Genomic DNA, 23161 nt, shown 5'->3' with positions numbered 1-23161 from the left:
CTATTAGCCAGCAAAACATAACCTACTGTTTTACAATGAATAAAAAATAGTGATTTAAAAGCTTGAAATCGTTGTAGCACCCTAAAACATTGGTGCCGATGATGTTCTTAAAGTTTCATAAACAGAGTTATCCACAGAAACCGTGGATAACTCATTCAAAGCCGCATTTATAAAGGCCTTGAGAGACTCGCAATTTTCACTGAGGTCCAACCAATTGTTGATTTGCTAATTGTGGCATTTTTATAAACTCACACTGAAAACGCAAGCTTGCCGATTTTTCTTCTTAACATAGTTATACGTTAGTAAATAAAAAACGTTTAATACAAAGTTAAGTTATTGATTGTTCTATTTTTGAGCGAAGATAATAAATGCTCAATTTATAGAACAAAATTGGATCACTATTAAGGGGGAAAATACTTTTATGACTATTCGTGCAGGTATATTTTTAGAAAATTAAAATAAAAAAGTAAATAAATACGAAGAATACCCCAAAGTAAAAAATGAAATTTTATGTTTTTGAGTTGTTTTTTGATTACAAGTGGCTTTAATGGCGTGTTTAATTTAACCAATTTAAAGACTCAATAATAATAAAACTCGCATTAGTATTCTTAAATTCTCAAAAAAATAGCTTTAATAGAGCTATAAATCACGCAGATCGAACACAAAAACAACGAATAAACCTCTTTTTTCAATTTATGACTTTTATATGTTGACACTTTGCGGCTCCATCATTAATATTTCGCCCCGTTGAAAGGCAAGACGCTTCCCCCTTAGCTCAGTTGGTTAGAGCGACGGACTGTTAATCCGCAGGTCCCCCGTTCGAGTCGGGGAGGGGGAGCCAAGTTTTTCAACCATAAACGATTCCCCCTTAGCTCAGTTGGTTAGAGCGACGGACTGTTAATCCGCAGGTCCCCCGTTCGAGTCGGGGAGGGGGAGCCAAGTTTATGTTTATGATGTAGTTCCCCCTTAGCTCAGTTGGTTAGAGCGACGGACTGTTAATCCGCAGGTCCCCCGTTCGAGTCGGGGAGGGGGAGCCAAATCATCATAATAATATCAGTACTTTAGTTCCCCCTTAGCTCAGTTGGTTAGAGCGACGGACTGTTAATCCGCAGGTCCCCCGTTCGAGTCGGGGAGGGGGAGCCAATTCTAAGAATTTCATAGACATTCCAAGCTATTTCCACTACTCTTCCTTATATAACTAAAGCATTAGTTTAATTCTTTAATGCGCTGTACTTAGTTTATTAATCAAGGACTTGATTCCTTCCCTTTTGATTATTAAAAGACTGAAAACATGGCTGGATTTAAAAAACTTATTTTTATACAAATTATCTCTTGGTTATTGTGTGTTGCAGCAGGAAGCTACTTCATATCTATAAGCTTTGATACTGCGGTAAGTGATGCACAAAAAAATGCACAAAAAACTGTTACTAAGTATATTAATGACCTTTCTTTAGACGATATTTCTGCTCAAAATTTAAAACAATCAATTGCAGATGGTAATACGTTTTCAAGCTTTACCCTAAGAGATTACCAAGGTGCTGAAGTATTTAGCATTAACCCCCCTACTCAATTACCAATGTTTGCTGATTTTGTACTCTCTAACTTTAACTCTGTACGCCCACAGTTTGCTGTAAACGATGCCGCAGATATAAAAGTTGAATTTGTACTTAATATTGAGTATTTAGCGTCGCAGCTACAAACGTCCCTTTTTATTGTTATTTTGATTTCTGCCATTTTAGTTATTATTCCAATAATTCTAATGAAATCCATTTTTTATCATTTAAATAAAAATATAAGTACAACAGTTGCTGACATTATCGATATTTATATCAATCAAAACCAACTTGATAATGATTTAGAAGCAGCATTAGATGGCACTCGATTGAAAAAAATGGGAAAAGATTTAGTACCTAGTTTTAATCGGTTATCACATTTTTTAAAAAACAAAAACGAAGACATACAAAGCGCTGCTATGACTATCAAGCATGAAGCGTACAAAGATGTAATTACCTCGCTTGGTAATCGTAATATGTTTGTTGAGTACTACGAAAAAAATATTGAAAACACTGAGCAAAGTACATTTGGCTCTTTAGCTATGGTTCGTTGTAGCGAACTACAAGCTATAAACCAAAGCCGTGGTTATCAAAAAGGTGACGAGTACGTTAAAGGCGTTGCTGATATTATTAAGCACATAAGCGGCACTTACACGGGTAGCCAAGTATTTAGATTAAACAGCTCTGATTTTGCGGTAGTACTCCCCCACATTCCTTTAAAAGAAGCTGAGCGCTTTGGTGAAAACCTGCAATCGCGCTTCACGCAGTACCAACAAAACCAAGAGTTAAGCTCGGTAGCTAATACGGGTATTGTGGGTTACGAAAAAGGTAAACCGTTAGGCGAACTACTTTCTGTTGTTGATAACGCGATGAGCATGGCGCAGTCAAAACAAGTGAATGCATGGCATGTACAACGCGAAACCGATTTAGTTAATAACGTAAGTGCGGGGTTTGGTAATCAAAACTGGCGTAAGGTTATTAAGGAAGTTATTGAATCTAAGCGTGTGCATTTAGTGATGCAAAACATTATGCCGCTTGGTAAAAGCATAAAAGCCTACGCTGAAGTACAAGTTCGATTTAAAACAGAAGACAATCAAGTACTGCCTACCGCTTCTTTTTTAGCAATGGCCGAAAAACTTGATATGGCAATAGAAATTGATCGCCTGATCATCGACTCTTCTCTTGAAAAGGTTAAAAGCCGTAATTTATCTGAAAAGTTTTTTGGTTTAAACGTAACAGCCTCAAGTGCACACAACGATCAGTTTGTAATTTGGCTAGAGCGCCGATTATTGAAAGATACGCATATTGCATCTAAACTAGTATTTGAGGTTAGCGAGTTTGGTTTACAGCAAAACATCAAAGCTAGTAAGCGCTTTATCGACATGGTTCACCGTGTTGGCGCACGCGTAACTGTTGAACGTTTTGGTGTTGGCTTAACTTCATTTAAGTTTTTCCGCGATTTAAAACCTGATTTTATTAAAATGGATGCAAGTTATACTCGCGGCCTAGAAGATGATAAAAATAATCAGTACTTTATGCGCTTAATGGTCGATTTAGCCCACCGCATTGGTGTTAGCGTATTTGCTGAAGGCGTTGAGAGCCAAGAAGAGAAACACATTATAGAAACGTTGTGTTTAGATGGCGTTCAAGGTTATTACATAGAAAAACCTAAAGACATATAGTCTATTGGAGGCATCATGAAAAGAGTAGTTACCTTTATTATACTTTTTATTATGCCTTTGAGTTTGTACGCAAGCGCCCCGCAAAAAGAATTAGTTTTTAGCACTCACAACTATCCTCCATTTTCATTTGTTGATGAAAGCAATAATGCCACTGGCCCCTTTGTTGATATACTTACCTTAGCGTGTAAACGCCTCAATTATAAATGTGAGTTTATTAGCGTACCAAATCGTCGCTCTAAGCTGATGTTAAAAAACCTGCAAGCTCAAGGAAACTTTCCTATGGGCTGGAATATTGACCGCAACGAATGGCTTTACTTTTCGATTCCGCTTATGAAAATGCAATATGGTTTTTTTCAACCTGAAGGTGCTAAAAAAACCATTAAAAGCCTCAATGATCTACAAAAAATGCAAATTGCTGTTTTTGGCCCTTCAAATGCATCTTTTCAACTAATCAAAATACAGCAACAAATGATCAAAGACGGATTGAGAGAATTTGATATCGTTTTACTCACTGATGCCAATGGTACGGGTGTAAAAATGATAGAAAATAACCGTATAGATGGATATTTTGCCAATACTTTACAAGCGCGCGCTAGGCTAAAACAATTTAACTTACATCATGTTAATTTGGCTTTTTTACAAAGCGAATCCCCCTATTTTATTGGGTTTAATAAAATTCAATTATCTCCTGAAAAAATCGCCCTGTTTAATAAAGCACTATTAGATTTATACCAAGAACACGATCAATTTAAAGATATTTTAAAGCCGTATAATATTGATCCTATTCTAATTACACCTGAAATCTTAAGTCGCTTTAATATCATTACTGATTGAGTCGTTTATTTGCTTCTCATGTGTTGTTAATCGATAAAGAAAAAAGGATAATACCCACGTTTATTATAGCGTGAGGCACACATGACAGAATATGTCTTGTTATTAATTGGAACCGTTCTGGTTAATAACTTTGTATTAGTACAATTTTTAGGCTTATGTCCGTTTATGGGCGTATCAGGTAAGCTTGATACGGCGATTGGTATGTCTTTGGCAACCACGTTTGTGCTTACCCTTGCCTCTGTAACTAGCTATTTAGTTAATCAATATATTTTAATCCCTCTGGATATCGCCTTTTTACGCACCATGAGCTTTATTTTAGTGATTGCCGTTGTAGTGCAATTTACCGAAATGGTTGTGCGTAAAACCAGCCCTACTCTATATCGTTTATTAGGCATATTTTTACCGCTGATCACCACTAACTGTGCGGTATTAGGTGTGGCTTTATTAAATATCAAAGAAGATCATTCGTTTTTACAATCTGCGGTATATGGCTTTGGTGCTGCGGTTGGTTTTTCTTTAGTGCTTGTATTGTTTGCAGCACTACGAGAGCGTTTAGCATCTGCTGACGTTCCTACGCCTTTTAAAGGCGCCTCTATTGCAATGATCACTGCAGGCTTAATGTCGATGGCGTTTATGGGTTTTACTGGATTAGTGAAGTTTTAATATGACCTTGTTTTATGCCTTGATAGCGATTGGTTCGCTAGCACTCATTTTTGGACTTATTTTAGGGTTTGCAGCAATTCGCTTTCGCGTTGAAGGTAACCCTATTGTTGAGCAAATTGATACTATTTTACCGCAAACTCAATGCGGACAATGTGGCTACCCGGGTTGTCGCCCTTACGCCGAAGCCATAGCTAATGGCGATGAAATAAATAAATGCCCACCAGGCGGCGAATCTACCATGAAAAAGCTTGCCGGCTTAATGGGGGTTGATGAAAAACCACTTGCCGGTGGCGAGCAAGCAGAACCTGTAAAAACAGTGGCTTATATTCGTGAAGACGAATGTATTGGCTGTACCAAATGTATTCAAGCCTGCCCAGTTGACGCTATTTTAGGCGCAACTCGTCAAATGCATACAGTGTTAATTGATGAATGTACTGGCTGTGATTTATGTGTTGAGCCTTGCCCTGTAGATTGCATTGATATGCTACCTGTAGCCGAAACTAAACAAAACTGGAAATGGCAGCTAGACGCTATTCCTGTTACACAAATAGATTAGAGGTTTGAGTGGACAAGTTACTTGAACAAATAAAAAAAGGCACCGTGTGGGCATTTCCTGGCGGCATACACCCACCACAACAAAAATCACTCTCTAATAGTGCGAGTATCACTCGCCTACCTTTGCCCGACAAACTCATTGTTGCGCTTAAGCAGCATATAGGCGCAAATGGTAAGTTACTTGTAGAAAAAGGCCAACACGTCTTAAAAGGCCAACCACTAACAGAGCCTGCTGCTAACTGGTCGGTACCTGTGCATGCGCCAAGCTCTGGTGTGGTTACTGATATTGCACCTATGCCATCAGCACATCCATCGGCCCTGCCTGAACTAAGTGTTATTATTGAACCAGACGGCAAAGACGAATGGGTAGCTCTAAATAAAAATAAAAATCCTGCTGAGCTTAGCCATGATGAGCTTATAAATATTATTCACCAAGCCGGTATTAGCGGTATGGGTGGTGCTGGTTTTCCTACTTATGTAAAAGCAGATACTAAGCAACCTATCGAATTTTTGATTGTAAATGCAGTTGAGTGCGAACCTTATATTACTGCCGATGACGTTTTAATGCGCGAACACGCTAAAGAAGTTATCCAAGGTATTGAAATAATGCAGCAACTTTTAAACCCAACACTGTGCATTGTGGGTATAGAAGATAACAAGCCTGAAGCTATTGCAGCAATGAAGCAAGCAGCTGAGCATAACTCAAAAATTATTATTCAAACGGTGCCAACTATTTATCCATCTGGCGGTGAAAAGCAATTAATTAAATTACTTACTAACCGTGAAGTTCCTAGCATTGGTATTCCAGCCGATATTGGTATTTTAGTGCATAACACGGGTACTTTGTTTGCCGTACAACAAGCCGTTTATGAAGGCAAACCGCTAATTGAACGTATAGTTACAGTAACAGGCAACACTATTCATAAACCTGGAAATGTATGGGCACTACTTGGTACTGAAATAAAACACTTACTTGATTGCCAAGGGTTCTCGCCTGTGCCGCAGCAAAGTGTTGTGATGGGCGGCCCAATGATGGGCTTTACACTACCCACAGTACGTATTGGCATAGTTAAAACCACTAACTGTATTTTAGCGCCTGATCATAAAGAGCTAGCGGAACCCGGCCCTGAAAAAGCCTGTATACGTTGTAGCGCCTGTGCCGATGCCTGCCCTGCTTCTTTATTGCCACAACAATTGCAGTGGTTTGCTAAATCAAAAGAGTACGACAAACTACAAGAGCACAATTTATTTGACTGTATTGAATGTGGTGCCTGTGCATACGTGTGCCCAAGCGAAATCCCTCTTGTACAGTACTACCGTATAGCCAAAGTTGAAATTAAAGAACAACAAGCTGACAAAATTAAAGCCGACAGAGCAAAAGAGCGTTTTGATGCCCGAAAAGAACGTTTAGAGCGTGAGCAAGAAGAACGCCAAAACCGCCATAAACGCAAACCTGCTGCTAAGTCTGCTGACGAAAAGCAAAAAGTAGCTGAGGCACTAGCCCGTGTTAAAAATAAATCAGATAACGGCGATGAAAAATCAGCTGTTGCTGCCGCTATTGCACGCGCTAAAGTTAAAAAGCAAGAAGGCGAAGAACTAGAGCCAGACAACAGCGAAGTAGCAAAAGAGCGCGCACTACGTAAAGAACAAGCGCGTAAATATAAAGAGCAAAAATCGCAAACAGATGAATCGGCTGAGACTGCACCCGTTGATGATAAAAAATCAGCAGTCGCTGCAGCCATTGCTCGCGCTAAAGCTAAAAAAGCAGCACAAGCATTAGATAACGCTGAACAAACAACAAGTGAAGAGCCACAAACTGATGCCCCCGTTGATGACAAAAAAGCAGCCGTAGCGGCGGCCATTGCTCGTGCAAAAGCTAAAAAAGCGGCTAAAGCATTAGAAGACGCTGAGCAAACCGTGAGTGAAGAGCCACAAAGCGATACGCCTGCTGATAATAAAAAATCAGCAGTCGCTGCAGCCATTGCTCGCGCTAAAGCCAAAAAGGCAGCACAAGCATTAGATAACGCTGAACAAACAACAAGTGAAGTGCCACAAAGTGATGCCCCTGTTGATGACAAAAAGGCAGCAGTAGCGGCGGCCATAGCTCGTGCTAAAGCTAAAAAAGCAGCTAAAGCATTAGAAGACGCTGAGCAAACCGTGAGTGAAGAGCCACAAAGTGATGCCCCTGTTGATGATAAAAAAGCAACGGTAGCGGCGGCCATAGCTCGTGCTAAAGCTAAAAAAGCAGCTAAAGCATTAGAAGACGCTGAGCAAGCCACAAGTGAAGAGCCACAAAGTGATGCCCCTGTTGATGATAAAAAAGCAGCGGTAGCGGCGGCCATAGCTCGTGCTAAAGCTAAAAAAGCAGCTAAAGCACTAGAAGATACCGAACAAACTCAGCTACAAGTTGATAGCGCAGCACCTAAGAGTGCAGAAAGTAACACCGATGACTCATCAGATCTTATTAACGTAGATAAACCTAAATCAGCCGACGATAAGAAAAAAGCCGCCGTGGCTGCTGCAATTGCGAGAGCAAAAGCTAAAAAGTTACAAAAAGAAGGAAATAATCAGTCATGAAATTAACCATGGCCAGTTCGCCGCATAATCACAGCCATAAATCGTTAACGCGATTAATGCTTAGCGTTATTGCTGCGTGTATTCCTGGGCTAATTGCTCAAGTTTTCTTTTTTGGAACAGGTGTACTTATTCAATTGGTACTAGCGCTTGTTGCTGTAAGCGTATTTGAAGCTGCAATAATGCTAATACGAAAGCGCCCTGTTTGGCCTGCATTAAGTGATGGCAGTGCGTGGCTTACTGCCGTGTTATTGGCATTGAGTATTCCACCACTTGCCCCTTGGTGGATAATCGTGATTGGCTGTTTATTTTCTATTGTTATAGTTAAACAGCTTTATGGCGGCCTTGGGTTTAACTTATTCAATCCAGCAATGGCGGCTTATGTACTGCTTTTAGTTTCGTTTCCGGTACAAATGACCGCATGGTTGCCTGTTACCGATTTAATAAATACGCCAATAGGCTTTGCAGATCAGCTAAGGCTAATATTTACCGATTTTACGGCCTCTGGGTTTAGCCTAGATCAAGTACGCGCAGGGGTTGATGGCCTAACAATGGCAACCCCGCTGGATACTGTTAAAACAGACATAGCCCACGGTTTAACCGTTACCGAAAGTATGCAAAAGTCAATATTTAACGAATGGGCTGGCCTTGGTTGGGCCTGGGTTAATTTAGGCTATTTAATGGGTGGTTTATACTTACTAAAAGCAAAAATAATTAACTGGCATATTCCTGTCAGTTTTATCGCAACTTTAGCTGTATGTAGTGCTATTGGATATATCGCATCACCTGGTACAGAGCCGGGCACCCTATTTCACTTATTAAGTGGTGCCACTATGATGGGAGCCTTTTTTATAGCAACCGATCCGGTATCTGCAGCAACAACTAACAAAGGGCGCTTAATTTATGGCGCACTAATTGGCTTACTAATTTATTTAATTCGTACCTTTGGTGGTTTTCCTGATGCCATCGCATTTAGCGTATTATTGATTAATATTGCAGTGCCGCTAATAGACTACTACACACAGCCACGTACTTATGGCCATGGAGCAGTAAAATGATCATTTCGTCAATGGCTAAAAATGGTGCTATTTTAACTGCGTTTGCGTTAGCAACAACGGGCTTAGTTGCCTCTATCAACGCGCTTACTGCCGATAAAATTGCAGAGCAAGAACAACTGCAACTTACTGCGCAGCTACAAGAAGTGCTCGACCCAAAATCGTACGACAATCAATTATCACAAGATTGCGTAGTTATTACTGACGAAAAACTAGGCCCATACGCAAATCAAGTAATTTATCGTGCTCGTAAAAATAATAAACCAGTCGCTGTTGTTATTAGGCATGTTACGCCAAACGGCTACAGTGGCGATATTAACTTATTAACAGCTGTATTGAGCGATGGCACTATTGCTGGCGTGCGTACGACTAAACACGAAGAAACCCCTGGTTTAGGCGACAAAGTAGAAGTTAAAAAATCACTTTGGATCACAACATTTAAAAGCTTAACGGTTGAAGGCGAAGAAGACGCTCGCTGGGCTGTTAAAAAAGATGGCGGCCAGTTTGATCAATTTACAGGCGCGACCATAACGCCACGTGCTGTTGTGGGCTCTGTTAAAAATGCCGTATTGTTCGCACAAACTAATTTTGATGATATTTTTGCAGCACCTAATGCCGAATGTATGGAGGTAGCTAAATGAGTGAGTTAAAAACATTATACAAAGAAGGTGTATGGGTAAATAACCCTGCCCTTGTACAGCTTTTAGGTTTATGCCCGTTACTTGCCGTTACCTCAACTGTAACAAATGCCTTAGGTTTAGGCTTAGCAACTTTACTCGTACTAATAGGCTCAAATGTTACCGTATCGATTGTGCGTAACTGGGTACCAAAAGATATTCGTATACCTGTATTTGTAATGATCATCGCGGGCTTTGTAACAATAGTTCAATTACTTATGAACGCTTATACCTTTGGTTTATATCAATCATTGGGAATTTTTATCCCGTTGATTGTAACTAACTGCGCCATTATTGGCCGCGCCGAAGCATACGCCTCTAAAAATCCTGTTCATTTATCAGCATTTGACGGCTTAATGATGGGCTTAGGCTTTATGGCTGTATTGTTAGTATTAGGGGCTATGCGTGAATTAATTGGCCAAGGTACGCTGTTTGACGGAGCCGATTTATTACTTGGCCCATGGGCACAGAGCTTGCGTATAGAAGTATTTAACTTTGATAACCAATTTTTACTGGCAATTTTACCACCGGGTGCCTTTCTAGGGCTTGGGCTGCTTATTGCTGCAAAAAACGTAATTGACGCACAAATAAAATCAAAACAAGTTGCACCGCCAGAGGCTGAAAAAGGCCCTCGAGCACGTGTTACTAGCTTAACTTAAGGGGAAAACGTATTAGAGCAACAATTTGCACTAATACGTTTTAAGTTGCATGAATAAAGAAAAACGTCACCAAATACTGTCGCGCCTGCGCGACGATAACCCGCACCCAGTTACAGAGCTTGAATATTCAAGCCCATTTGAGTTACTAGTAGCAGTAACTCTTTCAGCACAAGCAACTGATGTAGGCGTTAATAAAGCCACTCGAAAGTTGTTCCCTGTTGCTAATACACCACAAGCCATTTTAGATTTAGGTCACGATACACTGCGTGATTATATAAAAACCATCGGCTTATTTAACTCTAAAGCCGCCAACGTGTTCAAAATGTGCCAAATTTTGGTGGATGAACATAACAGCATCGTGCCAGAAAATCGTGAAGCCCTAGAAGCCCTACCAGGCGTTGGCCGTAAAACCGCTAATGTTGTACTCAATACAGCCTTTGGCTGGCCTGTAATAGCCGTAGATACACATATATTTCGTGTATCTAATCGTACCAAGCTTGCCATGGGTAAAGATGTTGTAGCTGTAGAACAAAAGCTTGAAAAGGTTGTACCAAAAGAATTTAAAGTAGACGTACATCACTGGTTGATTCTTCACGGACGTTACACCTGCGTAGCACGTAAACCAAAGTGTGGCAGCTGTATTATTGAAGACTTGTGTGAGTTTAAAGATAAGACTGAATAAAAATGAACTAATTGACATATTTTGCAACTAATATATAGTTGCACCCTCAGGAATGGACATCTATATTATGGGTAAACAAGAAAAGTTAATCGCAAAATTATTAACCAAGCCTAAAACATTTATTTGGAAAGATTTGTGCTCAATTATGGAAGGTTTAGGCTTTGAAATTCTTGAAGGGAGTGGTTCTAGGAGAAAATTTATTAATAAAGAAATGAGCCTTTATGCCAGCTGGCATGAGCCTCATCCTGGAAATGAAGTGAAACAGTATGTCATTAAAGAAGCAATTCAGTTAATAAAGGATTATCGTAATGAGCAATAAATCCATATCATATAAAGGCTATTTAGCTTCAATTGATTTTTCAATTGAAGATGAGTGTCTTGTAGGACGTATCGAGCATATCAGGGATAGTATTGTTTTTGGTGCAGATACTTTACCTGAATTAATCAATGAGTTTCATAACTCTGTTGATGATTACCTAGACACTTGTAAAATCCTAGGAAAAGAACCTGATAAACCTTTTAAAGGGTCATTCAATATTCGAGTTACGCCCCTGCTTCATAAAGAAGCAGCATACGCCGCAACAGCATGCGGAGAAACATTAAACCAATACGTATCAAAGTCTATTGAAAATAGGTTATCTAATACTACCAATATTAATTTAACAATTAATTCAGCTGCTGAAGTAAAAGAGTTAACTAGATTACCTATTCATGCAGATATGGATTGGCTTAGGTCTACTCACACAACGTTGAAAGGTGAAAATAATGTTAGAAGCCATTAATCTTGCGGGAAAAAAAATATCCTCTTTTGTTTTCAAAGAATCTGAGCAAATCGAAAGTTTAAACGTAGCTAACAGTGATGGCTTTGTAACTATCGAGCTTTCTATACCAAAAATTACTGCGGTCAAAGATGAAATATATGAAGTATCTTATTTTATTACTGTAAAAGGTTATATTAATAACGATGGTAGTGACACAATAGATGAGTGTGATGACAAAACTGAATTATTTAACTTCAGTTCAGAATTTTCTTTAGCGTACCATTCTAAGTATGATTTAGGGCAATTCCAAAAGCTTCATGATGGTAATGAGTGGTACTTTGAAAAAGATGCTCATTTTTATATGAATGAATACATAAATAAATTTTTAATGGATACACGGTTTAGAAGTATTAAAATCCCTCTTCAACCATAAAGTACCTCTTGGCCACTTTATGTGGCCACTACAAGTTACAAACCCCACACCGTAATTAAATATCATCTAGATTGAACTAATTTTAATCCTAAAATTTCAACAGCCGTGTCAATGAAATAGAGAAATTATTAGAACATTATCAAAGTATTAATTTCACAAGTTACACTCCTTTGGTTATGCTAGTGAGCATTATAAAATTATATTGCGAAACCCTCTATGCTACCTCTACTTCGTATCTTGATAATTGAGCAAGACCCAGCCACTTTACAAGGGCTTTCAACGAACCTATCAAAGACCATTCCTAACTTTGAGCGAGACGATATTCATATCGATATTATTGAATGCCTCGAGCTTAAACACGCGCTGGAATGTGTAGAGGAAGATGGTGATATTCAAGCCGTGGTTCTAAGCTGGGATATGCACAATAAAGTGGGTGAGCGGATGTATAGCCGCTTTATCGAGGATTTAAAGGCAATTCGCCTTGAGTTGCCGGTTTATGTTATTGGCGACGACACAAAAGGGCTGGAGATCGTAAACGAATCAGAAGAAATCGAATCATTCTTTTTTAAAGATGAAGTGATTTCTGACCCAGAAGCTATTTTAGGTTATATGATTAACGATTTTGACGACCGCTCTGAAACACCATTTTGGACGGCATATCGTCGTTACGTTGGTGAAGCAAACGACTCTTGGCATACACCGGGTCATAGTGGGGGTTCTAGCTTTAGAAACTCACCTTACATCAAAGATTTTTATCAGTTTTACGGCCGCAATGTATTTGTTGGCGACCTGTCGGTTTCGGTAGACTCGCTAGGTTCATTATCAGACAGCACTAATACTATTGGTCGCGCCCAAGAATCAGCAGCGGCGACGTTTGAAGTTAAACACACCTACTTTGTTACAAATGGTTCATCCACCTCAAATAAAATCATCTTGCAGACGCTCCTGCGTAAGGGAGATAAAGTAATTGTCGACCGTAATTGCCATAAATCAGTACACTATGGCATCTTGCAATCAGCTAGTTACCCCATTTATTTGGCGAGTATCTTAAATCCAAAATATGGTATTTTCGCGCCACCGTCGTTGGCCGACATCAAGTTAGCAATTGAAAACAATACTGATGCTAAATTACTAGTGCTTACCGGTTGTACTTACGATGGCTTACTTAGCGACCTGAAACAAGTGGTAGATTATGCTCATCAATATGGTATTAAGGTGTTTATAGATGAAGCCTGGTTTGCATACTCTTTGTTTCATCCTAGCTTTCGTCATTATTCTGCGATACATGCTGGGGCTGACTACATTACGCATTCGGCGCATAAAGTAGTATCGGCGTTTTCTCAAGCGTCCTATATTCATATTAACGACCCCGATTTTGATGCCGATTTCTTTCGAGAGATTTATAGCATCTACGCCAGCACATCGCCAAAATACCAGCTTATTGCATCGCTTGACGTGTGCCAGAAGCAATTAGAGATGGAAGGCTATAAGCTGCTCAATGCGCTGCTAAATCATGTTGAAGAGTTTAAACAACAGATGGCCTCGCTTAAGCAAATTAAAGTATTAGCTAAGCAAGACTTTATGGAAATATTCCCACATTTTAGTGGTGATAACATGGGCCACGACCCATTAAAAATCCTTATTGATATTAGTGAGCTACCTTACTCATTAAAAGATATTCATAAATATCTACTGGATGAAATTGGGCTAGAGATAGAAAAATACACACACAGCACCATTTTGGTTTTACTGACGCTTGGCGGCACGCGCTCAAAAATAATTCGTTTGTACAATGCATTGAAAAAGCTAGACAGCGGTAAAGTAAAGCTGTCGAAATCGACACGTAGAGCTCGCTTACCTGAAAATTTACCAGCTATAGATTTGGCGTGTATTCCAAGCGATGCTTTTTATGGCGACCGCGAATCTGTGCCTATCAGTAAAAGCAACAACCGCATTTGTGCAGGTTTAGTTACTCCATATCCACCGGGCATTCCGCTTTTAGTCCCAGGCCAGCATATTACTGATGATCATGTTGAATATTTGCAAGAGTTGGCAAGCCAAGGGCTAACGATTCAAGGCAGTTTCGATGGTGAAATTTATGTTCTTAAGGGAAAAGTTAAAAAATAAAGGTATTGGTTTAATACTATCTCGAGCATTATTACTGGCGGTAGTATCGTAAGATATTGCCGCTGTAACATTGAAGGTTTGTGTGAGTTTGAAGATCAAACGGGCTAGATTTTTTGTTTCCTTTGGGCTGTGAGTTCAGCCACTCGACAACATAAAATGTTGATGATAATTGGCAAGGTATTTTACTGTGTCGGATGCCGCTTCGCTTATCCGTCCTACACTGGCACATACCAGTCTACATAACTAATCTAACTTGAATTATAAACATGAAAAAAGGCGGTAAAACCGCCTTTTTAATGTTTATAATATTTTAACTATTATTACAGCTTGTAGCTTAAGCCTAAGAATAAGCGTGGGCCGTAGTCATTCACTTCACCTAGGTTACCTTCAACAAAGAAATCTTGTGATTTAGGTGCGCTGAACAAGTTAATTGCTTCTGCTTTAACTCTAAAGTGCTCATCAATTTTGTATGATGCGCGCATTTCCCATACGCCTACAGAATCAACATAACGAAGTCGAGTACCATTTGTAGTATATGGTTGGAAATACTCACTACGATATTTGTAAATAACGGCAGTATCAAACCCACCAATTTGGTAGTACAGCTGGCTGCTAAATACATGCTTTGAGAAGCCAGGTACTGAAGCCGACTCAACAATACCGTCAGTTAATTGTGTAGTATTACCGTCTACATCAGTAACAAACGTATCGCCGTATAAGCTATCTTGGAACTCAAAGTCAGTGTCTGCATAGTTGTAACCAAATTTCATACCGATGCCATTATCCCAGCGGTAAGAAAATGAAGCTTCTAGGCCTAGTATTTCACTGTCCTCGTCTGACGTAACAGAGTTGGTGATTGGTAGTGAAACTGTTTCACCACCAACAGTAAATTCTTCAATTACGGTTTGTTGTTGAAAACCGCCATTGAACTGTTTGTAGTATAGGCTTAACGCTAAGATTGAATCTTCGTTAGGGTACCATTCAAACGCAGCGTCGTAGTTCCAAGACATAAGTGGTTGAGTGTCTGGATTACCAGAACCATTTACACCCACTAATAAATCGCTGATTGATGTTGCTGTACCTTCTGTATCTTCTTGGAATGTACGGCTATAGCCTAAATCAGATGGATCTGCGCGTGACATACCACGGTATATACCTGCACGGAATAAAATATCTTCACTGTAATCAATAACTAGGTTAAAGCTTGGTAAATACTTAGTGTAATCGCCACCACTTTTTATTTTATCCATTGAACCGTTATCAGACTCAACTAGAGACAGTATACCTGTGTCACTTGTTACTACGTCAAAGCTATTTCTAAAGCCAATCGAAGTTACTTCTGTGTCTACAATACGAAGACCAAAGTTACCGCGAATGAATTTGCCAAACATTTCAGTATCGTAGTTAGCCATTAAGTACACTGATGTTGTTTTCTCTGTTACATCAATTGTACCTGCATTTTCATATTCAACTTCTGGGTAAGCAAACACACCATCAGCGTTAGAACCAGCTACAGCTTGTGAGAAACATACGTTATCGTATGTAGCCCATGATGAACCTGTACCGCTAGCTACAACGTTACCGTCGCTATCAATATTTGTTACGATATCGCCATCAGATACACTCGATAAAAAGCCTGATTCAGGAAAATCGATTTGACAACCTTGTAATACGTCAAGCGCTTCAGTACCAGAGTCTAGTGTAAATTCGTTTCTTGAACCGTTACCTTGGCTACCACCATACTGTAGGAAGGTCATTTCAGATGTTCTAATACCACCTTGAATACTTGTAATAACGTTGCCATCTAGCGCATAGTCAAAATCTAGTCGCGCTGAGATAACTTCGTTTTCACGAACATTTTCACGGTCAAGTCGTGTTCTTAGGCTATCTGTAAAGTTTGAAATATCTGTTACGTCAAAATCTGTCAATGTGAAATGAGGAATTTCATCGCCCATATCCCAAGAAAAGAAATTGCGACCTGATGTTCTACCACGATTAGATATTTGAAGTTCTTCACGTTCAGTTTTTGAATACGCTAAATCTAAGTCAACAGTTAATCTATCGGTAACTGTATGTTCTATATTTATGCCGTAACCTTGGTAGTTTTCTTCACGAGAAAATTGCTCACCCGCTGATTCAATACGCTCTTCACCTTCCCAATGTAAAATACCGCCTACATCGTTAGTGACAAGTGTTGGACCGGTTACACCTGGTGTAGCACGTTTTTGTAAAAAGATTAAATCGTGGCGTGCTTCTTGTTGTGTTCTATCTGAAATTTGTGCATCAAAGTTAATATCCCAATCAGCTGACGGTTGGTATTGCAGTGCAAAAAATACTGCATCACGTTCATCAGATGTCTCGTTTTGACGAAAGCTTCGGCTACTGCCAGTCCAAGCATAAGGAGTCCCATCACTTACTGCTTTACCTGTTTCTGGATCGATTTCTGTATCGTAACCTTGGTTGCTACTGCCATTAACTTGGTCTTCACAGTCGCCTGCGCTGCTACGGTAAAAACCTTCATTGGTATTAGTCGGATCGTTTAAACACGCCCATAATGAAGAACCTGATGGGCTAGAGCTTCTGTATTCAGCTTCTGGTTGACTAATTTCTTGGCGCTGCACACCAAAAGACACACCAACGGCTTGGCCGTTATCAAATTCAAACTGATCAACATAACTAAACGTGCCACGGTAACCCGCGTCACTTTGCAGCGAGTTATCTACATTACCTTCATCAGGGTTGTAATTTAATTTAACCTCAGCTGATACACGTTGTTTGCCAAAATCAAGTGGAGTTATAGTTTCAAGTGCAATAACACCTGCAACACCACCTTCAATCATTGACGCATCTTGCGTTTTATATATCGCTACTTTTTTTACAAGTTCAGAAGGAAACTGCGAAAAGTTAACTGAGCGGTCACCACTACCATTTGTCGCTTCACGACCATTAATGTGTGTTGCACTTAAAAATGGACCAAGACCACGGATAGTGATTTCTGTAGCACCACCGTTTTCACGGTGAGATGCAGCACCTGTAATTGATTCTAGTGCTTCACCGATAGACAGTGCTGGTAAATCACCAATATCTTCAGATGACAGGCCATCAACTACTGTTGTTGCTTCACGTTTAATTGCTATTTGATCTTGTATCGTTCTACGTGTACCTGTAACACTAATTATTTCAACGTCTTCTTCAACTTCTGTCGCTTTTCCCTGATCTTCCTGTGCGCTTGCTGTAAATACGCAAGAACTTGCCATACCTGCGATGACCGCTGTTCTTACCCATTTTGCAACTGGGCGCATTGCAAACTGCCCTGTTGTAGAATTATTGTTATCTCGTGACTTCAACGACATTTGAATTCTCCGCTGGTTGTTGTTGTGTGATTTTAGTGTGTTAGCTTGTTATGCTGATGTATATTTTATGTGACCTTTGACATTAATATACTTAAACCCAGCACGATGATCAACCAATTTGACGTTTTAATATTACCATAAGGTATACCAATTTTAACTTAACGGCATTACCAGTAGGTCAGGCAGTTTTTTACTAGAATATAAATAGCTCTAAACTAGTCCATAAATGAGTTATGGAGGCTAAAAAAGCGTGGTGAAAAGTATAAATAATAAAAAAGCCCCAAATTTGGGGCTTTTAAAAGTTAACTGATTAATTGGTTACTTAATCGTTTTGTATTTTCCATGTAGATCCAACACCTACTTCAGATGATTGAATATAATGAAGACCTTTAGCACCCGCCTCTGCCTGAAGGCCTGCAGGGTCAGTTTCTAATAACGTACTTGCTGCTGTAACGTACTCAAGCACTTCTTTACCGTTAGTTGCTGGGTCTTGGTCAATTGCACCATCAGTATCGAATGCGCCATTACCATTTAGTTTTCTAATTTCAACCCAGTCACCGCTTGCATCGCCTGATACTCGACTATCCATATAACCAAAGTTATTACTTAGCACCGAACTATCATGATTAATTAAGTCACAGTCATATTCAAAAGCATGGTCACTTTCAAGTGTATTTGGGTAAAATAGGCCTTGAGTTGTGGCACTGCTGTTTATTGTATCTGCGTCTGTTTGATCGCCTAAACCGTTTGCAATTAAATTTCCATTAAAGTTTATAACAAACGCATTTTTGGTCAGCCCGTATAGTACCGGTGCATTCGCTGCGGTTAACTCATCACAATCACTTGTTGGTGCTTTAGGGCCTATTTCCGTACTAAATACAATAGGTTGCTGTGAGTTCAAAACCGTATTGTTTGTTACATTTAGTGTAAAGTCGCCAGCGCTATCAAGTACAGCTTGGTTACCTGAGTTTGGCACACCGCCATCAGCTTGTGAAAATGGGTTAGCTGTAAATACAATACCGCCCGCTTCTTTATTACCAGAACGAATACCTGCAATGTAGTTGTTACTCACGGTGTGACCAAGTGGTGTGATCAATACCCCAGCAGGTCTATCGCTTGAGCTTGCAATATCTGTAGTACGAATAATAATGTTGTCTGTAACACTATTAAACCCACCATCTTCTAATGAAATACCACCATTAGGATTTACGATTGTATTGCCTTTGATGGTTGCGCCAGAAGTTTGTACACGCATTAAACGACGACCCGTTACAAAGTTTTCTACGCGGTTATACTGAATAGTAAAGTTTGCGTTATCAGCTGCACCACTACCCGTTGTACTACCTGCATTGATTAAGTATAGACTTGATTGATCTAAGTTTGGATTATCACTGTCACTAAATAAATTATATTGAATAACGTGATCAGAGCTTGATGATGATATTTTTATCACAGACCCTTTTTCTGCTACATTTCGATTAGAGAATGTATTTCGTTCAACCAACGCACTTTGACCTTTTATCATCAGCCAATGGTATTCAGAATTATTGAGTGTCGCTTCTTCTCCATCCATCGTGTTTTGCGAAAAAGTAAAGTTATCCCCTTCTGAGTAAATAACAGCACCTTCTTCGGTTTCACAAAATGCACCCGCTTTAGTATCTATATTCTTAAAGGTAAGCCCTGTTAACCCAGCGCCATCTACTCCAGCAGCTACATGCACACATACTTCACCACTAAGTACAGGAGTTTGACCTTCTACAGCGCGAAGCGTTACTGCACTGGTTAATAAAATTGCGTCCATATCAGCATAAACACCGGTGTTTAAACCAATAACATCACCGTCAGCTAAACCGCCACTTATAGCACCAAGGAGTGCTTCAGGGTTACTAACTAATTGAGTGTAAACCAGTGTATCAAGTGAGTTTGTAACCTCACTCGCAAAGCCATCATTATCTGTATACGTGGCTTTTACTGACATTATTGAGCCAGCGTAATCAGAAGGCGTAAATGTTTTACTATTGCTCCCTGCTATTTCAACACCATCAGCAGACCAAGTATAAGTAACGTTAGCCTCTTCAACGCCGTTGTTATCAGTTATCTCAGCGGTTAACTCGCCATTTGTTAAATAAGGCACTATACCCATAATGGCTACGCTACCGGCTTCATCAACCGCAACAGCAGAAACAGCAATTGTTTCCTCTGATGTATTATCCTCGATAAACCCATTATCATCTGTATAAGCAACCTGAACACTTATCTTTTGACCTAAAAGTGATGCATCAACTGTAAAGGTGCTCTCTATTGCGCCATCTATCTCTTGTGCGTCAGCAAGCCATTGATAAGTAATATCTCCTGTCGCCCCATCGGTATCATTAATTTCTGCTGTTAAAGTATTTCCAACAGTTGGCGTGCCGCTAATTGTAACTTCACCTTCTGAGTTTGTTCGTGCGACAACCTCTGTACCGGCTGAAGTTACAGACTCGTTAAACCCACGGCTATCTTCAAAAGATGCACTAACTGTAATAACTGTACCAAACTGTGCGTCTGTTAACGTGAGCGTTGAAAGTGCTTCATCAGCAATTTCTACGTCATCTGCAAACCATTTATAAGTTACTGTATCACCATCAAAGCCATTGTCGTCAGCTACATTAGCAGTTAGTTGCGAACCAACTAGTGCGTCACCTGTAATAGTTAAACTTGCAGGAAATGCGATTGCGGCAACATCTGCGGTTGGTTCTGTAATATGCGATTCATTAATACCGCCATCATCGGTATAAAGCCCTTGAACTGTAATTGGTAACCCTATCTGATCGTCAGTCAATGTAAATGAAGCGCTATTTGCACCAGCAATTGCCTCACCATCTGCATACCAGTAGTAAGTCACGTCACCTGAGATACCATCAGGGTCACTAACTTCAGCTGTTAATGTTTGTCCGCTTGTAACAGTTCCACTAAGAGCAATAGAGCCCAAGTTGTTGTCATTGTTGTTTGAGTTTGTGTCACAACCAACGATTGCAGCTGCAATAGCGCATAGCGCAAAATGTTTGAATTTCATGGTGGCTCTATTCTCCAAATTTATAGTTTTAATATTTGGCCATCTATTGTGTGTGTTACCAAATAAATCATGTGTTTATTACCAAATTTATTTAAATTGCAAATAAATTGTTAACCAACTTGGTAATATAACCACAATAAAATAAGTTTTTCCACTATCCCCACCTAATTAAATAACAATAAACAAACACCAAGTTAACCTTGGGCTTTTATTTTTGGTTAAGAATTGAATTCAATTGTGAAAAATAACGTTGAAGATACATAGCGTTATAGTAAAAACTTAGTTTTATATAGGGTTTAGTAAGTAATATTATTAAATATATGTGAAGTATTCTTATTTGAAGACAATAAGAAAAGAAGTGAGTTTGTATAAAGAGGATGATTTACAAAGAGAATTAAAATTAAGGGTAAAACAAGGGGCAATTTTCTTACCCCTTTTTTTGAGTGCTGTTTTATAACATGGCGTTATTATAAAACTCTACAGGCTCATTTGAACCCAAAGCAACAGGCACACGCTGGTGCAAGCTAGTTGGCGCAATATCTAAAATTCGCGCTCCTCTAGAGGTTGCTTTACCACCTGCGTTTTCAACTAAAAGTGCTAACGGGTTTGCTTCATAAAGCAGTCTTATTTTTCCGTTATCGTTACCACTGCGTTTATCTTGTGGATACAAAAATAACCCGCCTCGGCATAAAATACGATGAACGTCGCCTACCATCGCTGCATTCCAACGCATTGAGCTTTTTTCAAAGCTTTCACAGGTGTATAGCAATTTATCAAAATACACTTGTGTTGGTTCGTCCCAGTAACGGTAGTTAGCCATATTAACGGCAAATTCACGACTTTGTTCTGGCACACTTAACTGCTTATTTGTCAGTAAGTAACCGCCATGTGTTGAGTCTAACGTATAACAACGCGTAGGACCGCCAGTACTCATTACAAGTAATGATGAAGGGCCATATAACACATAGCCTGCACATACTTGATTTACACCGGGCTGACTAAATTGCTCGTCGCTGTCGAAGGCAACATCGTCACGGGCTAAGTAAATAGTAAATATAGTGCCTATTTGCCCATTAACATCAATATTCGAAGAGCCATCTAACGGGTCAAAAGCAACAATAAACTTACCTTCAGGGTGGCCACCTACCGCATGATCTTCTTCCTCTGATGCAACAGATCGTACACTGCTATCATCAAGTAGGATGTCTTTAAGTAGTTGGTTTGCGATTACATCAAGCTTTTTTTGAACTTCACCTTGAACGTTTTCATTCAAAGTTGAGCCTAAAACACCGGCTAATTCACCTTGGCTTACTCGAAAAGCAATTTCTTTACTGGTCGCTAAAATTGTGCGAATAAGTAAAATAAGATCGGTATCTACACCGTCTTCTTTCAATACTGTATTTAATCTTTTCATGCGCTATACCTGTTTACACAATTTAGATCGTCAAAGCATTGCTCTAGCCTTGCAACCATACTTTGCTCTGAATGACGCAACCATACACGAGGGTCATAGTATTTCTTGTTTGGCTTATCATCCCCGTCAGGGTTACCAATTTGCCCCTGTAGGTATGCTTGCTTGTCTTTGTAGTAATCTAAAATACCTGTCCAACACGCCCACTGCGTATCGGTATCAATATTCATCTTCACTACACCATACGTTAAAGACTCTGCAATTTTACTGTACTCAGAACCACTACCACCATGAAATACAAAGTTAATTGAGTTGCTTGGTAGATTAAATTTTTCTGATACGTAAGCTTGTGAATCTTTTAAAATAGTTGGCGTAAGAACAACGTTACCCGGTTTATATACACCATGAACATTGCCAAAAGAGGCTGCAATTATAAAGTTAGGGCTAATACGACTTAAGCGTTCGTAAGCAAATGCAACATCTTCAGGTTGAGTATATAAAGCAGAACTATCTAAGTGTGAGTTATCAACACCGTCTTCTTCGCCACCCGTGCAACCAAGCTCAATTTCAAGCGTCATACCTATTTTTGCCATACGCGTTAAGTAACGTTCACAAATTTCGATATTTTCTTCTAAAGGCTCTTCTGACAGATCAATCATATGTGAGCTAAACAATGGTTTGCCAGTCAGTTCAAAGTGTCTTTCACCTTCATCAAGCAAACCATCAATCCAAGGTAGTAGCTTTTTAGCTGCGTGATCAGTGTGAAGCATCACTGCTACTTCATAATGTGCTGCCACTGAATGTACATATCTTGCAGCACTTACCGCCCCAAGCACAGCTGATTGTTGCTCTGGTAAAGATAAGCTTTTACCACAAAAAAATTGTGCTCCACCATTAGAAAGCTGAATAATAACGGGCGAGTTTTTCTTTTTAGCAGCTTCTAGCGTCGCATTTATAGATGTTGTACTAACAACATTTACCGCTGGCAACGCATATTGATGTGTACGTGCATGCTCGTACACAGCACTTACTTCGTCGCCAACGATTACGCCTGGTAGTATTGTTGGGGCTAAATAATTCATTTATG

At 39.6% G+C, this 23161-nt stretch carries 17 protein-coding genes and 4 tRNA genes; 17 read left to right on the top strand and 4 right to left on the bottom strand.

Features of this window, described 5'->3' with window-relative positions; translation table 11 throughout:
• Window positions 1–764: 764 nt before the first annotated feature.
• The 17 genes from H5122_RS01105 to H5122_RS01025 all read left to right on the top strand — a co-directional run bounded on the left by H5122_RS01105 (window position 765) and on the right by H5122_RS01025 (window position 14255).
• Window positions 765–841, top strand: a tRNA-Asn gene (locus tag H5122_RS01105).
• A gap of 21 nt (window positions 842–862) precedes the next feature.
• Window positions 863–939 (top strand) — tRNA-Asn (locus H5122_RS01100).
• A 21-nt stretch (window positions 940–960) separates the two neighbouring features.
• Window positions 961–1037, top strand: a tRNA-Asn gene (locus H5122_RS01095).
• Window positions 1038–1066: 29 nt separating this feature from the next.
• A tRNA-Asn gene (locus H5122_RS01090) sits at window positions 1067–1143 on the top strand.
• Window positions 1144–1291: 148 nt separating this feature from the next.
• Window positions 1292–3235, top strand: coding sequence for an EAL domain-containing protein (locus H5122_RS01085; protein ID WP_182682113.1), 1944 nt, complete (start codon window positions 1292–1294; stop codon window positions 3233–3235).
• Window positions 3236–3250: 15 nt separating this feature from the next.
• Window positions 3251–4069: an ABC transporter substrate-binding protein gene (locus tag H5122_RS01080; RefSeq protein WP_182673833.1), complete on the top strand. Its 819-nt coding sequence runs from the start codon at window positions 3251–3253 to the stop codon at window positions 4067–4069.
• Between the two features lie 81 nt (window positions 4070–4150).
• A complete protein-coding gene (rsxA, locus tag H5122_RS01075) occupies window positions 4151–4732 on the top strand; it encodes an electron transport complex subunit RsxA (RefSeq protein WP_182682112.1) in 582 nt (193 codons plus the stop codon).
• Between the two features lies 1 nt (window position 4733).
• On the top strand, window positions 4734–5288 hold the full coding sequence (gene rsxB / locus H5122_RS01070; protein WP_154903411.1) for an electron transport complex subunit RsxB: 555 nt from the start codon (window positions 4734–4736) through the stop codon (window positions 5286–5288).
• Between the two features lie 8 nt (window positions 5289–5296).
• Window positions 5297–7864, top strand: coding sequence for an electron transport complex subunit RsxC (rsxC, locus tag H5122_RS01065; protein WP_182682111.1), 2568 nt, complete (start codon window positions 5297–5299; stop codon window positions 7862–7864).
• On the top strand, window positions 7861–8919 hold the full coding sequence (gene rsxD, locus H5122_RS01060) for an electron transport complex subunit RsxD (RefSeq protein ID WP_182682110.1): 1059 nt from the start codon (window positions 7861–7863) through the stop codon (window positions 8917–8919). Before rsxC ends, rsxD begins: the two co-directional genes overlap by 4 nt.
• Window positions 8916–9557 carry an electron transport complex subunit RsxG gene (gene rsxG, locus H5122_RS01055; protein ID WP_149602385.1) on the top strand — a complete coding sequence of 214 codons (642 nt, stop codon included), beginning with the start codon at window positions 8916–8918 and terminating at the stop codon, window positions 9555–9557. The genes rsxD and rsxG overlap by 4 nt, the downstream gene beginning before the upstream one ends.
• The gene (locus tag H5122_RS01050; protein ID WP_039487268.1) at window positions 9554–10252 is read left to right on the top strand and encodes an electron transport complex subunit E; all 699 of its coding nucleotides are present in this window, start codon (window positions 9554–9556) and stop codon (window positions 10250–10252) included. Before rsxG ends, H5122_RS01050 begins: the two co-directional genes overlap by 4 nt.
• Window positions 10253–10301: 49 nt before the next feature.
• Entirely contained in the window at window positions 10302–10934 is a 633-nt protein-coding gene (gene nth / locus H5122_RS01045; RefSeq protein ID WP_182682109.1) for an endonuclease III, read from the top strand.
• A gap of 67 nt (window positions 10935–11001) precedes the next feature.
• Window positions 11002–11253, top strand: coding sequence for a type II toxin-antitoxin system HicA family toxin (locus H5122_RS01040; protein WP_182682108.1), 252 nt, complete (start codon window positions 11002–11004; stop codon window positions 11251–11253).
• On the top strand, window positions 11243–11716 hold the full coding sequence (locus tag H5122_RS01035) for a type II toxin-antitoxin system HicB family antitoxin (protein WP_182682107.1): 474 nt from the start codon (window positions 11243–11245) through the stop codon (window positions 11714–11716). Before H5122_RS01040 ends, H5122_RS01035 begins: the two co-directional genes overlap by 11 nt.
• Window positions 11700–12128, top strand: coding sequence for a hypothetical protein (locus H5122_RS01030; protein WP_182682106.1), 429 nt, complete (start codon window positions 11700–11702; stop codon window positions 12126–12128). The genes H5122_RS01035 and H5122_RS01030 overlap by 17 nt, the downstream gene beginning before the upstream one ends.
• Before the next feature lie 216 nt (window positions 12129–12344).
• Window positions 12345–14255, top strand: coding sequence for an aminotransferase class V-fold PLP-dependent enzyme (locus H5122_RS01025; protein ID WP_033021837.1), 1911 nt, complete (start codon window positions 12345–12347; stop codon window positions 14253–14255).
• A gap of 320 nt (window positions 14256–14575) precedes the next feature.
• Here H5122_RS01025 and H5122_RS01020 read toward each other — a convergent pair whose 3' ends face one another.
• The 4 genes from H5122_RS01020 to fbaA form a co-directional block, all read right to left on the bottom strand.
• Window positions 14576–17608 carry a TonB-dependent receptor gene (locus H5122_RS01020; protein ID WP_182682105.1) on the bottom strand — a complete coding sequence of 1011 codons (3033 nt, stop codon included), beginning with the start codon at window positions 17606–17608 and terminating at the stop codon, window positions 14576–14578.
• A gap of 322 nt (window positions 17609–17930) precedes the next feature.
• Window positions 17931–20663 carry a poly(beta-D-mannuronate) lyase gene (locus H5122_RS01015; protein ID WP_182682104.1) on the bottom strand — a complete coding sequence of 911 codons (2733 nt, stop codon included), beginning with the start codon at window positions 20661–20663 and terminating at the stop codon, window positions 17931–17933.
• Window positions 20664–21114: 451 nt separating this feature from the next.
• A complete protein-coding gene (locus tag H5122_RS01010) occupies window positions 21115–22077 on the bottom strand; it encodes a class 1 fructose-bisphosphatase (RefSeq protein WP_182682103.1) in 963 nt (320 codons plus the stop codon).
• Window positions 22074–23156: a class II fructose-bisphosphate aldolase gene (gene fbaA / locus H5122_RS01005; RefSeq protein ID WP_002962276.1), complete on the bottom strand. Its 1083-nt coding sequence runs from the start codon at window positions 23154–23156 to the stop codon at window positions 22074–22076. Before fbaA ends, H5122_RS01010 begins: the two co-directional genes overlap by 4 nt.
• Window positions 23157–23161: the final 5 nt, after the last annotated feature.

The sequence above is a fragment of the Pseudoalteromonas sp. SG43-8 genome, from assembly GCF_014164245.1.
In the GTDB taxonomy this organism is placed as follows: domain Bacteria; phylum Pseudomonadota; class Gammaproteobacteria; order Enterobacterales; family Alteromonadaceae; genus Pseudoalteromonas; species Pseudoalteromonas distincta.
The sequence above is the reverse complement of the archived record's forward strand: the minus strand, read 5'-3'. Positions and strand labels throughout refer to the sequence as shown.

Bases quoted from the DNA above. Each gene is read 5' to 3' on its own strand.
- H5122_RS01085 (WP_182682113.1), top strand. From the start codon at position 1,292: ATGGCTGGATTTAAAAAACTTATTTTTATACAAATTATCTCTTGGTTA.
- H5122_RS01080 (WP_182673833.1), top strand. From the start codon at position 3,251: ATGAAAAGAGTAGTTACCTTTATTATACTTTTTATTATGCCTTTGAGT.
- rsxA (WP_182682112.1), top strand. From the start codon at position 4,151: ATGACAGAATATGTCTTGTTATTAATTGGAACCGTTCTGGTTAATAAC.
- rsxB (WP_154903411.1), top strand. From the start codon at position 4,734: ATGACCTTGTTTTATGCCTTGATAGCGATTGGTTCGCTAGCACTCATT.
- rsxD (WP_182682110.1), top strand. From the start codon at position 7,861: ATGAAATTAACCATGGCCAGTTCGCCGCATAATCACAGCCATAAATCG.
- rsxG (WP_149602385.1), top strand. From the start codon at position 8,916: ATGATCATTTCGTCAATGGCTAAAAATGGTGCTATTTTAACTGCGTTT.
- H5122_RS01050 (WP_039487268.1), top strand. From the start codon at position 9,554: ATGAGTGAGTTAAAAACATTATACAAAGAAGGTGTATGGGTAAATAAC.
- nth (WP_182682109.1), top strand. From the start codon at position 10,302: ATGAATAAAGAAAAACGTCACCAAATACTGTCGCGCCTGCGCGACGAT.
- H5122_RS01040 (WP_182682108.1), top strand. From the start codon at position 11,002: ATGGGTAAACAAGAAAAGTTAATCGCAAAATTATTAACCAAGCCTAAA.
- H5122_RS01035 (WP_182682107.1), top strand. From the start codon at position 11,243: ATGAGCAATAAATCCATATCATATAAAGGCTATTTAGCTTCAATTGAT.
- H5122_RS01030 (WP_182682106.1), top strand. From the start codon at position 11,700: ATGTTAGAAGCCATTAATCTTGCGGGAAAAAAAATATCCTCTTTTGTT.
- H5122_RS01025 (WP_033021837.1), top strand. From the start codon at position 12,345: ATGCTACCTCTACTTCGTATCTTGATAATTGAGCAAGACCCAGCCACT.
- H5122_RS01020 (WP_182682105.1), bottom strand. From the start codon at position 17,608: ATGTCGTTGAAGTCACGAGATAACAATAATTCTACAACAGGGCAGTTT.
- H5122_RS01015 (WP_182682104.1), bottom strand. From the start codon at position 20,663: ATGAAATTCAAACATTTTGCGCTATGCGCTATTGCAGCTGCAATCGTT.
- H5122_RS01010 (WP_182682103.1), bottom strand. From the start codon at position 22,077: ATGAAAAGATTAAATACAGTATTGAAAGAAGACGGTGTAGATACCGAT.
- fbaA (WP_002962276.1), bottom strand. From the start codon at position 23,156: ATGAATTATTTAGCCCCAACAATACTACCAGGCGTAATCGTTGGCGAC.